The sequence below is a fragment of the Faecalibacter bovis genome (genome assembly GCF_017948305.1).
In the GTDB taxonomy this organism is placed as follows: Bacteria; Bacteroidota; Bacteroidia; order Flavobacteriales; family Weeksellaceae; genus Empedobacter; species Empedobacter bovis.
In genome coordinates this window covers 1,475,166-1,488,362 of sequence record NZ_CP072842.1, presented here as the reverse complement: position 1 = coordinate 1,488,362, position 13,197 = coordinate 1,475,166, and the positions used below count along the sequence as shown (strand labels likewise).

Below are 13,197 nucleotides of genomic sequence, written 5' to 3'. Positions count from 1 at the left end.
ATTAGAATAATTGCTCTTTAATACGTATGAATAACCTTTTTAATTTACCTTTTAATGAATCATCAAAATTTTGATCTTCGTCAAAATATCCATATCCATATCCGTAACCGTAACCATATCCATAACCGTATCCTGACCCTGCTTTAAATCCATTCAGGATGATTCCAATATTTGAAACTTCTCCTTCATCATATTTATTAGAAATAGTATTGATAAAATTTTTCTCCGAATAGTTGTAACGTGACACGTATAAAGTACAGTCTGCAAATTTCATTAAATCATAAGAATCTGCAACCAAACCAATTGGAGGTGAATCAATAATTATGAAATCATATTTATCCTTTAATACTGATAAAAAGGATTCCATTTTCTTACTCAAAATTAATTCCGATGGATTGGGTGGAATTGGACCAGCTGTAATAATATCTAAATTCGGTAAAACAGTTTTCTGAATTACTTCTTCTAATTCTGCATTTCCTGTAATGTAATTAACAACACCTAATTTATTACTGATCTTAAAATCATCAAAAATCTTAGGTTTACGTAAATCCATTCCTATTAATACAGCTTTTTTATCGGTAGAACCTAAAACTGTAGCAATATTCATAGAATTAAACGTTTTACCCTCACCACCAATAAACGAAGTCATTAATATCGTTTTATTGTTTGGATGTAAAGGATCTGTTTTATATAAAAACTTTAAATTAGAACGAATTGCTCGGAATGATTCTGCAAGTCCAGATTTAGGACTATTTAAAACGATTAGAGGTGAATTATCTCCTAGATCACCAACCGTTCCGATTAATGGAATATGTGTTCTTGAAGTAATATCTTTAATTACTTTTACTTTAAAGTCTAACAACTCTTTTACAACTACATATAAGAATGGTAAGAATAAACCTGCTGCTAAAGCTATTAAATAATTTCTTTTAGTATCAGGTCCAATCGAACCTTGCCCTTGATTTTTAGCAGGATCTATAATTGTAATATCAGAAACATTTGAAGCTAAGGTTAAACTAGTTGCATTTAATTGAGTAATTAAATTAAAATATAACTCATTATTCATTTCAAATGCTCTATTAGCCTCTAAAAATTCTATTTCTTGAAATGGTAATTTCGCAACTTGAAATTCAACTTCATCAATTTTTTCTTGTACTTGAGCTAAATCAGTATTTAATTTCGATTTATGTGCATTAACAATGTTATCAATATCGCGACGAGCTTGTGCGATCTTTTGATCAATTTCACGAATTTCTGTTGTATTTTTTTGATATATCTTTAATAGTTCGTTTTTTTGATCCTCAAGTGATTCTATTTTTGAAACATTTTGCATGAAATACGATACATCTAATCCAGCAATATTTAATGCAATTAAATTACTAACACTACTATTTGATCTTGGTGTTAATCTAGTTAATGCTTCTATTTGTTCTTCAATTTCTAACTTTTTAGAATCTAATTGAACTAATTTTGATAATATTTCAGATTTTTTTGAATCAAAATTTGTAATACCTGTTTGTTTCTGAAGCTCTTGTAAATTATCTGTTGCACTATCAAGCTTAAATCTAACTTTTTCAATCTGTTTTTCTAAATAATTTTTTGTTTTAACTGTTGATATATTTTTTTCAGCTAATTCTGTATCAATTAAAACTTTGATAGAATTATTTAATAAATCAACAGATTCATTTAAACTTTTAGAGTTTTTGGTTACAGATATAATACTTGCAATTTTAGAAGCTTGTGCTACATTAAAGTTTTGCATCACTCTTCTAGTAGCTTCAGGTATCGTAACTAAAGAAAAAGAATATTTAGAAGTATGATAATTTAAATGATTTTTATTAACTCTGAATTTATAATTATTCCCAACAATCCACTGACCATAACGCGCTGTTTTAGGTAATGCAATTGTTTCATTGCGAATAATACTATCCTTCATGTAATTATAAACCTTACCTTCTGGTACAATAACATTTATCGCAAAAGAATTTTGATCAATTCCTTCGATTTGAATTTCTGATTTAATGATTTGATTGTAAGTCGTATCAATTTCTACAATAAAAGGAGCATCTAATTTATATATATCAGACTTTTTAATTTTACCTTGTTCATAGTAAAATACATATGATGCTGATTTTTTAACTACTTTTTCATTATGAATACGAGATGATAATGTATAAGATAATGCATCTACTTTATTGGTGTTACCACCCCAAATAAAGTTAATAGAATTATTTGCTAATGCATTACTTGATGAACTATTATTAATTTTAAAAGTTGTAGTAGCGCTATAAATTTTATCTAATTTCCAAGTATTAAAATAAAATGCAATTAACATAAATATTAATACTGTAATAATATATAGTGGCCAAGCTGAAATTAATCGTGGAATTAATCTTTCAATATCAAGAATATCACCAGTCTTTTTTTTCTTCGTATTCTCCATTAAAATCTATCAAAAAATAAATAAACGCCTAATATAGTTCCAATTACCCCCATAGTAGTCGTAACTACTGATAATGGATTAAGACCTACACCCCAAATTTTCTCTTTACGAGGATTTACAACAATTATATCATTATTCTGAATCCAATAATATTCTGAATTCATAATTGATTCTTTTGTCAAATCTACATGAACTTGTTTAGTGCCATCAGGTGTTGTACGAATAATTCTGACGTTCTTCAAATCTGCATAAATATTATCACCGCCAGATCTTGCGAAAGCTTCTAATATTGTCATGTCTCTTTTATCAGCTCTAAAAACGCCTCTATTGGCTTCACCGATCATTGTATATTCAATTCCAGTAAGATTAACATCTATAAAAGTACCTTCGGGTGTATATATTTTATAAAATTCTTCTTGAATTTTTTCTCTAGCTTGTTTTATAGTCAAACCTTCAACTTCTATTTTACCTATCCTTGGTAATTCTATTTTACCATCATCTCTGACCCAAACTCCCTGATTTTGACCAGTAGCAAAAGTTCTATTACCCGAAGTTGTAAAATCACTTAAAATTCCAAGAGTGGAAGGGTTTGTAGAAGATACATTAATTAATAACATATCGTTTTTTTGGATATAATATTCAGGAACACTATAATCAATCATTCCTTTATTATCTAATTTCAATTTTTCATCTGGCTGAATAAGCTGAATATCCTTCAACGAAATACATGATGCGAGCATTGAAAAAATTATGAAAACTAAAGCTCTATTAATAATTCTTTTCATATTTAATTTAAAGTCAGTTTATTTTTATAATGAGTAATATACCTCAAAATCACAACAAAACTAGTTGAAAGTAATATAAAAATCAAAAAAAGTTTATTGATTTCTAAATATCTAAGAAAATATCCAACAGCAATAAAAATGATATTGATTGTAACTAAAATTATTGATGTCTGAATATGATTTAATCCCAACTTTAACAATTGATGATGTAAGTGATTTTTATCTGGATGCAATGGGTGTTTTTTAATTAACAATCTAATAATGAACACATTTAATGTGTCAATAACAGGAATACAAAAAATAAATAATAAGATAACAGGTGCGGATTCTATTTTATAATTTGGCAATCCAGCCATATATAGAAATCGTATAGCCATGAATGTAATGATAAAACCAATTACCATTGATCCAGTGTCACCCATAAAAATTTTATTAGATTTTGATAAATTATATTTTAAAAAACCAATTAATACTGCTACAACAGATATTGCTAAAATTCCGATACTGTAATCAAAAATTCTATAAAAAATAAAAATGAATGCAAATGATATGACTATCCCAATTCCTGATGCTAATCCATCGATTCCATCAATTAAATTGTATGCATTAATTAAAATTATAAATACAAAATAAGTTAACAGCACACCTATCCAATAAGGTATTTCGTTGATTCCTAACAAGCCATACAATGAATTAATCATAATACCCGAACCAAAAACAATTAAAGTAATACTAATTATTTGTGCATATAATTTTTTGTCTGGAGCAACCACTAACAGATCGTCCATTAACCCGACAAAAAATAATATTGTAATAGCGGATAAAAAGAACGCGTAATTTGAACCAAGTTCTGTTGCGAAAATTGATGTTGAAACAACAATTCCAAAAAAAAGTGCGACACCTCCTAAAGTTGGTACTTTAAAAACATGTGAACTTCTCTCATTAGGTGCATCCATAAGCCCCTTTTTATGAGAAATTCTAATAATTTTTGGAATCGAAACCAATGTAATTACAAAAGCTGAAATAAATGCACCAACAATATTTACATATATTGGAGAAATTTTTAATTGATATAAAAATTCTAATATTTTAAAGTTTTCCATATTTTTTTAATCCATTAAATCCCCAATTAATCGTATAATAAAATGACTTAAATATATTCATATTCAAATATTTATAATATAAGTCAAACTGTTTTTTTGCTATTTTAATTTTATTTCTAGAGACTGAGTTATCTCTCATCCTATAAATTCCCAAAGGTTGTTTTATTGCCCTAGCATGTTTTACCTTTTTTAATAACTGTATCCACATGGCATGATCTTCTCTCAGCTCTACATCAGGAAAATAAATTTTACCAATTCGCTTCGAGTCATACATTGACGTAAGCATAGGTATTGGACAATTATATAAAATCCTTTCTGAATCAATATAATCTTCTGCAATAAAATCATTGAGTAGAGGTTCTAATTCTTCATTAACTCTTTTATAAGATGAATAAACTAATTCCTCCTTATTATTTTGTAAAAAATTAATCGATTCTTCTAAAAATTTTTCCTCCCATAAATCATCACTATCAATAAATGTAATATATCTTCCCTTTGCTTGATTTAAAGCAGTATTTCTAGCGTTTGCTGCACCTTTATTTTCGTTATTAACGAATAATTTTATTCTTTTATCATTTATAGACTTTAAAATTTCGACAGATTGATCTGAAGATTTATCATCTACAATAATCCATTCCCAATTTTCAAAAGTTTGATTCTTGATAGATTCATAAGTATCCTTAATGAATTTTTCAGAATTGTAACAAGGTGTTATAATCGATACTAATACTTCCATAATCCATATACTGCCCCTGGCGTAAAAAAAGTTTTATAATTTGCGAAATTCGATTTATGACCTTGCTTTACTTGGAACCAAAAAATCAATAATAATGTGTACGACACGAAACTTAAATAAATAAAGTTTCTTTTAAAATTAGCTCCATTGAAAGAATATAACATTCTACCTAAAGTTAATCCTAAGAACACTAAATAAAATCCTGGAAGCCTAATCCCAAAAATACCTTTACCTAAAAAGAAATACAATAATACTCCCATGATAAATAAATTTCTAAACATACAGTATAATTTATCATGAGCTGCGTATTTGTTATAAATCAAAATTGATATGACAGATATAATTTTTACAATATCTCCAATGGCAACATCAGATTCTGTATATAACTGACTTTGATAATCTTCAAACTTATCTTGACCAATTGGCATAAATTGCATAATAACTTCAATAATAGAATTTAAACCAGTATAGTTACCAATGATTGCGATTGTTACTAACCAACCAATTGTGACTTCGTTAAACTTCATTATTGCAATCCAATATGCTAGTATAAATACAATAATTGATTCGTGAAATTGAAAACCAATCGCTATACAAATCAAAAACTTTAATAATTTTCTATCTATTATATATCTTACAGAAAATATTGCGAAAGCATTTGCCATTCCTTGCCTAATATGTACATGCTCTTCGAACATGAAATTTGGCATTGCATATATAAACAATACTAAAAACGGAACGCCACCATATTTATAAAAAGTAGATGCCTTTAAAGTTAATGCTCCAATGGCCATTACTAAGGTTAACATTCCGAACCCAAAACCAAAGTCGCCTAAAATTTTATTCAATGATAAAAATCCTTTTTCCATTGAAGCCATCTCTGAAAACCTATCTAATTCAGACCATTCAATATCACCAACAAGTAAAAATGTCTTATGATATGCAATCCAATCTGGACTTAATGCATATCCTAATCCTGCAGTAAACATCATCAGTATTACAATTGCATAATACCATTGTTTACTTCCTTTTTCGTTCTTGGAGAATTCGAAATAAGATGTAACTACTAATAGAAAAAATATTAAATAATAAATTAAACTCATGAGCTTTTAAATTCTTGCTAAAAGTTTAAGATTAAGTAATGATATGGCATAAAAAAATTTCTTTTTAATGGGTAATGTTGAAAAATAAACCTCTCCAAACCTTTTATAATTTTTTATCTCTTTTTTGCTAATTAAATTACTAATTAAAAAATCATTTAACTTATTAATCATTTCAACCTTTAAAGATTTATCCTTTACATAGGCCAGATAAGCCAAAAAAGAATAATATCCTTGTATTATTTGAAAACGTTTTAATTCATTATTTTTCTGAAAAAATTCCGATTTTTTAAAATATTTCGTAACTTCTTCTACAGCAATAAACATATCTAAACCTTTCTCTGTATGAGTTTTAGAAATAGAATCTTGCCGTTCAAAATATTTATAAAAAGGCTGATTAATTTTTGAAATAATCTTTGAATCTAACACCAATTTTGGAATTAATTCTATATCTTCAAAATGAATTCCTTTACGGAATCTATGCTTATCGAATAAAAATTTCTTGAAAATTTTATTACAAGCAAAACAACTCATTTCACCGAAAATTGTTAAATCATCTTTCAAAATAATTTTCTCTGGCAATTGAGGTGATTGTGGTAAATGTCTAAATTCATTTCCGTTTTCATCAACCTTTACCAAATCACATAATACAATTTCTGAATTATGTTCTTTAGCCAAATAATACATTTTCTCAAACATATTACTAGCAATATAATCATCCGAATCTATAAAGGCGATAAATTCACCATTTGCCTTATCAATACCAGTATTTCTAGCGTCACTTAACCCTCCATTTTCTTTAATAATTGAAATAATTCGACTATCTAATCTTTTAAAACCCTCTATTATATTTTGGGAATTATCTTTCGATCCATCGTTTACTACAATTACTTCGATATCTTTTAATGTTTGATTTAAAATTGAATCAAGACATTTCGTAAGATATTTTTCTGTATTGTAAACAGGGACTATCACTGATATTTTTGGTTGATAATTCATTATATTGATTCGAAAATTGTTTCGTATTTTTTTATTATAATTTCTTTACTAAAACGTGAATGAATACTATTTATAATATCTTCTGATGAATGATTTTCAGTTAAAATGGTTTTAATTTTTTCAGCGAAACCTTTCGTATCTTCAATAGAGTAAATTTCTCCGTTGATCTTATTTTGAATAATTTCATTAATTCCACCTTGGCAATTATTCGCTAAACTATATGTTCCACACGCACCAGCTTCCAACAATACATTCGGAAAACCTTCATATCTTGAAGAAAGAATAAACAAATCCGCTTCTTTTAAATAAACAAATGGATTAGGAACATTCCCTTTGAAAATTACATTATCCAAATTCAATGTTTCCTTTTGTTGTAATAATTCCTCTTTGAAAGCTCCATCTCCTAAAATCGTTAGTTTGATATTTTCTTCCTTCAGATCATTCATTACATTTAATAATAAATCGAAACCTTTACGCGGCGAAAGATTTCCTATCGCAACAATATTTTTATAGCTCTTGTCAAAACCTAAATTAATTGTTTGACTTTTCATTTGATTTATTAAATCAAAATCCACTGGATTATTGATCTTTACGATTCTATTTTCCGAAATTCTAAAATTTTGAATCAAGTCATTTTTCATATCATCACTTTGCGCAATGATTTGATGAAAATTGTTATAAAAACGATAGAAAAATAATATCTCTTTTCGAGTTACATGCTCAGATACAACATTAGTTTCTCTCGCTATAAATTTTATTTTTGGAAATAATTTAATAAATGGCGCTAATAATACGCTCACTTCTCCCCACCCTCCAAAAACGATATCCGGTTGCTTATTAAAAATTAATTTTAAAACTCTGAAAATAGCAAATCGAATCCTATCAATCCTAAAATCGATTACATTTATATCACTTTTTAATTGATCTACAGGAAATCCTTTTTTATTAAAAAGAACTATAGTAGGTTCAAATTTTGCACGATCTATTTCATTTGCTAAAATAGATATTACTCGTTCAGCCCCTCCAAATGTTAAACCTGGTAATAAAAAATAGATTGATTTTTTTGACATATTAATTAACCCCTTTAAAAATCCAGTTATAAAAATATTTCCATATTGTTGGATGGTACCAAATTTTACTTTCTAATTTGGGTTGAATCGTTTTTAATTCACCATTATAATAGTCAGTAATTGCTAATTTCATTAACTCAATTCCTTTAGCAGTTTGGTATATTGGATAAGTTGTGAAATTATCATTATCATCAATAGATATAATTCCTTGATATAATATTCCACCTGTATCCACACCTTTATCCACTAAATGCACTGTTACTCCACAATTTTCCTTATCTTGATTAACAAGAGCCCAATATGCTCCATGAATACCACGATAACGCGGTGTAACTCCTTCATGCGTATTGATAAAAACAGCATCAATTTGTTCTAAAACTCTTTTAGATATAATTCTACAGCCATTCACTATCACTATATCTGGATTTAATTGTTTAAGAATTTCGATTGTTTTTTTATCGTTTACAGAATCAACCTTTATCAATTTATCTTCAGGTATATGTTCATCCGAAAGATTTAATTTCAATCGATTTGAAATTAATTTTTCTTTCGATATCTTTCTTAAAAACGGAAGAACCAAAATACCGAATAAGATTTGTCCAAAAACTTGAAAATATCCAATTCTTTTCGCTCTATTTTTTAGAATTTTTTTCATGCTTACTGGAACTTCTTGAATAACTTTTTGAATATCATAATCATCCTTTAAGCCATTATACATGTATCTAGTAGAAATGGCTTCTCCTGTTAGCATTACAATTTTTTTATCCATTGTTAGCATTTTTATAAGCTACTAGTTCTTTGAAATTAAAACTTTCGATTCCATATTTTTTATTTAATTCCGAATAATACTGAAAAATCTCTTCAAGCATTTCAAAATTTTCATTTGTATTTACACCAAATTCATGCGGATGCCACCATAAATGAAATATCTTATTCGTTTTCGCTGCAGCTTTCATTTGCTGTTTAATCCTAATTAATTTTAATTTTTGTAAAATTTTTCTACTATCATATGGACGTAGCCATCTACTAGCTCTAATTTGATACAGTTCATCATCTTCAATTTCATTAATATCTTGTAAATGATTACTTCCCATCCATACAAAATAATCTGCATAACGAAATGCTCTCTTGATTATCCCTTCATCTTCACCTCTTGCTGCAAAATGAAACCATATTTTTTCTGTTCCTCTATAGTTTTTAATCCCATATTTTTTGAAAATATTAATATAGTCTTTATTCAATTGATGTCTTGGAAAAATAAAAGATTCAATGTCAATACCCATAGCCTCTGCTATGGCAATTGAACTTTCTAAGTCTGCTACAAAAGATGTTTTATCTTGACCTGGTTCCAAACAATAATAATGAGAAAAAGTATGTGTTCCTATTTCTTGATTTTTATTTGCCTTCACCATTTCCACTAATTGTTTTCCATAATAATATCTCGGATCATTATGAATTGATTTTTTGATATAATCATTATAAGGTGATAAATTTTTATCAGTATAATTAGGTTTAATAGATGGTAAATAATTGTTTAAATCTCTAAAGTCGGAAGCAAACATGGCACCCACAGTGGCAAATGTAGCGTGAATGTTGTATTGATTAAATGTTTTTAAGAGTCGGGGTATAACCTCCCAAACTCCTAATACATTTTCACCGTATTCGTTAAAAGTATATTTATCTCTAATTCCCCAGAAAAGTTCAAAATCTAAAGAAATTACAAAAAATCCATGTTTAGACTTCATTTAAATTCTATTATTGATATATCCTTCAGTTGCTTTTTCGTTCGGGATAATTTGCATTGGATTTCCCATCACAATCGAATTATCAGGAACATCTTGTGTTACATAACTATTTGGTGCAATCAATACGTTATTTCCTATCGTAATTCCACCAACAATTACAGCATTTGTTCCAACCCAAACATCATTTTTTAAAATCGGAAAACCTTTTGATTTTCCACGGTTAGTTTGACCTAATGTCACACCATGAGCTATATTGCAGTTTTTCCCAATTTTAGCTTTTGGATTTACAACAACATGTCCCCAATGACCTAAGTTTAATCCAGGTCCAATTTCAGTTTTTGCCGAAATTTGATAACCATATTTTATTGAATATCTTCTCAACAATAAACGATAAACCAATCCTAATGGATGTTTAGTTGGATATTGTTGGGCTTTTCTTAAACAATATAAAAAACGAAAACCTGGACTCATAAAGCCTTTTAAAAAAGGGGAATTAGTCCAATATCCAAAGTTTCTGTAAAAATCTTTCTGAATAATTGATTTCATTTTAATTGTTTAAATATTTTTCTATTGAATTGACAGCATTCTTTAATTCAAAAGGTAATACTTTTGCTTCAATATTTTGTTGATATTTTTTCGCTTCTTCAGGTTGTTGAATAAAATATTTTAAACCTTCGTAAATAGCATCTTGCGAATTATCGATAATATGTCCTAATTCTCCATCATTCAACATTTCTCTAACCCCTGAAACATCAGTTGCTAAAATAGGTTTAGCTAAAGTCATCGCCTCAAATAAAACCGTTGGATAACCTTCATATCGCGAAGACAAAATATAATAATCTGCTTTAACGAAATATGGATAAGGATTTTCTTTGAAACCAATTAAATGAGCAGTATTGTTCACTTGTAACTCATCCACCAACTTTTTGATATTCGGAAAATCATAGCCATCGCCAACAATCCAAACTTGGTGTTTAAAACCTTCATCTAATAAACGACGATGCGCTCTTAACAAACGATCAAAACCTTTTTGTGGAAAAACAGTTCCAATCGAAACAAACGTAGGTTCATTTTCTATTTTCTGTAAATCACAAGGTTCTTTTGCTAAACGCTTGATTTCATCAACATCAATAGGATTATAAATTCGAACGACTTTATTTTTTTCGTCCTCTGAAACTGCCAAATCCAAAAACATTTGATTAATTTTTTCTGAAATGACTAAAATGCGGTCAAATTTGAAAAATGATTTCAAACGTTCATTTGTATATTCTGGAATGTTTGATAAATCGTTATGAATCCAAACAATTTTCTTAGAAGATTTAATCGGAGAATTTAGAATTTCATCGGCCATTCCGTGGATAGCAGCAAATTCTATATCATACTTTTTATTCGGTAAAATAAATTTATACAACAATTTTGGAAATTTTTTCAGAATGGTTTGATAAATCACTCTGAAAGCTTTTTCTGGAATATCCTGAGGTCGATTTGTCGTAATCATTTCTCCTTTATTCAAATAATAAATATTAATCCAAGACGGAACATCTTTTAAATATTTACCCGAATAAAGATTCAACAACAAGTCTATTTCATATTTATCTGGTGAAAGATTTTTTAAAAAAGTAACTAACACTTTTTCAGCTCCTCCATGTCGAAGCGAGCCAATACGTATTAATATTTTCTTCTTTTCAGCCATTATTTCGCAGTTTCTTTACGTTTGTATAAATAGAAATCTCGTCCTGAAGGTTTGAATTTATAAATTTTATCTAAGATAGGATTATCAGATTTTGCGACATCTGCAATTTTAAATTCTTTAATTAATTCATAATCATCATAAATTGACTGATCGGCCAATTTTCCTTTGAACATTGGTTTAAAATCCTCTAAAATATATTTTGGTTTCGCTTTATTGATTAGATTAGAAAAACCAACTTCAGTTCCATTTTTAACTATATTTTCTTCCGTTAAACGTTTATCTACCAAACCAACGTAGTCAATAACTTTTAACTTAGAAAAATAAGGAATATAGCCAGCCGGTTCTAAGAAAATATAATTATCCTTATTTGGTTCAATCGAATCTAAATATAATCCAATTTTACGCGCATGATTCCACTCTCCATGACCTGTTGCAATTGAATGAATTGCTTGATAAGCCGTAAAAGGAATCAGAATAAAAATACCATATGCTAGTGCTGTTTTTTTGTAAAAATCAATATCTAAAACAATTAAAATAATTGGTAAGAATAAACAAATTTGAGGTATCCAATAATACCAATCGAACCAAGAATTTGCCGCACCAAAAATCAAAGTTTTAATAATTCCGAAAGCGAATAAAAATCCAATGACTTTTTTACGGTTTGAATCCCATTTCCCCGCAAGAACAATTAAACTAATTAACGATAAGATAAATAAAATCGCTGTAGAAAAATTATAGATTGAAGTTGGGAATTTAATCATACCAAAATAGTTTGGTCCAAAGAATTTAAATTCAGTCCAACGCTCTAATAAAGTAGGATTAGCATAGTTATTTTTCTTTGAAGTAATGGTATTATTTACAATTTCGCCAAAATAAAACCAATTGAATGCAACGGTTGTTAACACAGCTAAAATTCCGCCTATCATCAATGCGGTGTTCCATTTACGTTGTTGGATTACGTCGTATATAAATAATATTCCTAGAAAAATACAAGTGTCTATACGCGTCCATAAAATGAAGATTGGTAAAAGAATAAATGCCCAATTTTTTCTTTCTACAAATCCATATTTAATTAATGCCATGTAGAAAAAGAAAAGCATTCCGAATTCCATTCCCAATATTGACATTTTAATTGCAGGTGGTAAAAAACTTACAAATAATAGGAACAATATGATACGGTTAGTCGATTTTAATAATAACTTACCTAACCAATAAATACCAATAGTTAAGAGAATTGTATTAAATACAAGTAAAGGGTAAATGAAATTTCCTTCTCCGAAAATAGATTGAAATAGGACACCTATAAAAACATATAAGTGTGTTGTTGAAGCTGAAATTTTTTCTGCACCATTATAGCCATATACACCATATTCGATAATATTTCGAGCGACGCGCCAAGAAATTAAAGCATCTTCTTGTATGTGTTTTGTTAAAAAGAAAATAGACTTTAGTGCAATTATTATGACAGAAGCAAAGAATATCTTCTTCTTGTCAATGTAATTTTTCATAGGTTAAGTTTAGTA

General features: G+C 28.1%; 12 protein-coding genes. All 12 read right to left on the bottom strand.

The genetic code is table 11. The features are described from left to right. Nucleotide 1: 1 nt before the first annotated feature. The 12 genes from J9309_RS07140 to J9309_RS07085 are packed head-to-tail and all read right to left on the bottom strand — an operon-like array spanning nucleotide 2 to nucleotide 13,182. Nucleotides 2-2,443 carry an exopolysaccharide transport family protein gene (locus tag J9309_RS07140; protein WP_230475223.1) on the bottom strand — a complete coding sequence of 814 codons (2,442 nt, stop codon included), beginning with the start codon at nucleotides 2,441-2,443 and terminating at the stop codon, nucleotides 2-4. Continuing rightward, nucleotides 2,443-3,228, bottom strand: coding sequence for a polysaccharide biosynthesis/export family protein (locus J9309_RS07135; protein ID WP_230475222.1), 786 nt, complete (start codon nucleotides 3,226-3,228; stop codon nucleotides 2,443-2,445). Before J9309_RS07135 ends, J9309_RS07140 begins: the two co-directional genes overlap by 1 nt. A gap of 2 nt (nucleotides 3,229-3,230) precedes the next feature. Then, nucleotides 3,231-4,331 (bottom strand): glycosyltransferase family 4 protein, encoded by a 1,101-nt coding sequence (locus tag J9309_RS07130; RefSeq protein ID WP_230475221.1) that lies wholly within the window; start codon nucleotides 4,329-4,331, stop codon nucleotides 3,231-3,233. Next, nucleotides 4,318-5,067 (bottom strand): glycosyltransferase family 2 protein, encoded by a 750-nt coding sequence (locus tag J9309_RS07125; RefSeq protein WP_230475220.1) that lies wholly within the window; start codon nucleotides 5,065-5,067, stop codon nucleotides 4,318-4,320. Before J9309_RS07125 ends, J9309_RS07130 begins: the two co-directional genes overlap by 14 nt. Beyond that, complete coding sequence (locus J9309_RS07120) at nucleotides 5,055-6,170, bottom strand: EpsG family protein (RefSeq protein ID WP_230475219.1); 1,116 nt, start codon at nucleotides 6,168-6,170, stop codon at nucleotides 5,055-5,057. Before J9309_RS07120 ends, J9309_RS07125 begins: the two co-directional genes overlap by 13 nt. A gap of 6 nt (nucleotides 6,171-6,176) precedes the next feature. Then, nucleotides 6,177-7,166, bottom strand: coding sequence for a glycosyltransferase family 2 protein (locus J9309_RS07115; protein WP_230475218.1), 990 nt, complete (start codon nucleotides 7,164-7,166; stop codon nucleotides 6,177-6,179). Further along, nucleotides 7,166-8,236: a glycosyltransferase gene (locus tag J9309_RS07110; protein ID WP_230475217.1), complete on the bottom strand. Its 1,071-nt coding sequence runs from the start codon at nucleotides 8,234-8,236 to the stop codon at nucleotides 7,166-7,168. The genes J9309_RS07115 and J9309_RS07110 overlap by 1 nt, the downstream gene beginning before the upstream one ends. A 1-nt stretch (nucleotide 8,237) precedes the next feature. Beyond that, nucleotides 8,238-9,005: a formyl transferase gene (locus J9309_RS07105; RefSeq protein WP_230475216.1), complete on the bottom strand. Its 768-nt coding sequence runs from the start codon at nucleotides 9,003-9,005 to the stop codon at nucleotides 8,238-8,240. Then, on the bottom strand, nucleotides 8,998-9,981 hold the full coding sequence (locus J9309_RS07100) for a polysaccharide deacetylase family protein (protein ID WP_230475215.1): 984 nt from the start codon (nucleotides 9,979-9,981) through the stop codon (nucleotides 8,998-9,000). Before J9309_RS07100 ends, J9309_RS07105 begins: the two co-directional genes overlap by 8 nt. After that, a complete protein-coding gene (locus J9309_RS07095; protein ID WP_230475214.1) occupies nucleotides 9,982-10,527 on the bottom strand; it encodes a serine O-acetyltransferase in 546 nt (181 codons plus the stop codon). A gap of 1 nt (nucleotide 10,528) precedes the next feature. Further along, nucleotides 10,529-11,674 (bottom strand): glycosyltransferase, encoded by a 1,146-nt coding sequence (locus J9309_RS07090; RefSeq protein ID WP_230475213.1) that lies wholly within the window; start codon nucleotides 11,672-11,674, stop codon nucleotides 10,529-10,531. Continuing rightward, nucleotides 11,674-13,182, bottom strand: coding sequence for a hypothetical protein (locus J9309_RS07085; RefSeq protein WP_230475212.1), 1,509 nt, complete (start codon nucleotides 13,180-13,182; stop codon nucleotides 11,674-11,676). The genes J9309_RS07090 and J9309_RS07085 overlap by 1 nt, the downstream gene beginning before the upstream one ends. Nucleotides 13,183-13,197: the final 15 nt, after the last annotated feature.

Coding starts and splice junctions, on each gene's coding strand:
- J9309_RS07135 (WP_230475222.1), bottom strand. CDS start 3,228: ATGAAAAGAATTATTAATAGAGCTTTAGTTTTCATAATTTTTTCAATG.
- J9309_RS07110 (WP_230475217.1), bottom strand. CDS start 8,236: ATGTCAAAAAAATCAATCTATTTTTTATTACCAGGTTTAACATTTGGA.
- J9309_RS07120 (WP_230475219.1), bottom strand. CDS start 6,170: ATGAGTTTAATTTATTATTTAATATTTTTTCTATTAGTAGTTACATCT.
- J9309_RS07140 (WP_230475223.1), bottom strand. CDS start 2,443: ATGGAGAATACGAAGAAAAAAAAGACTGGTGATATTCTTGATATTGAA.
- J9309_RS07125 (WP_230475220.1), bottom strand. CDS start 5,067: ATGGAAGTATTAGTATCGATTATAACACCTTGTTACAATTCTGAAAAA.
- J9309_RS07085 (WP_230475212.1), bottom strand. CDS start 13,182: ATGAAAAATTACATTGACAAGAAGAAGATATTCTTTGCTTCTGTCATA.
- J9309_RS07090 (WP_230475213.1), bottom strand. CDS start 11,674: ATGGCTGAAAAGAAGAAAATATTAATACGTATTGGCTCGCTTCGACAT.
- J9309_RS07115 (WP_230475218.1), bottom strand. CDS start 7,166: ATGAATTATCAACCAAAAATATCAGTGATAGTCCCTGTTTACAATACA.
- J9309_RS07100 (WP_230475215.1), bottom strand. CDS start 9,981: ATGAAGTCTAAACATGGATTTTTTGTAATTTCTTTAGATTTTGAACTT.
- J9309_RS07130 (WP_230475221.1), bottom strand. CDS start 4,331: ATGGAAAACTTTAAAATATTAGAATTTTTATATCAATTAAAAATTTCT.
- J9309_RS07095 (WP_230475214.1), bottom strand. CDS start 10,527: ATGAAATCAATTATTCAGAAAGATTTTTACAGAAACTTTGGATATTGG.
- J9309_RS07105 (WP_230475216.1), bottom strand. CDS start 9,005: ATGGATAAAAAAATTGTAATGCTAACAGGAGAAGCCATTTCTACTAGA.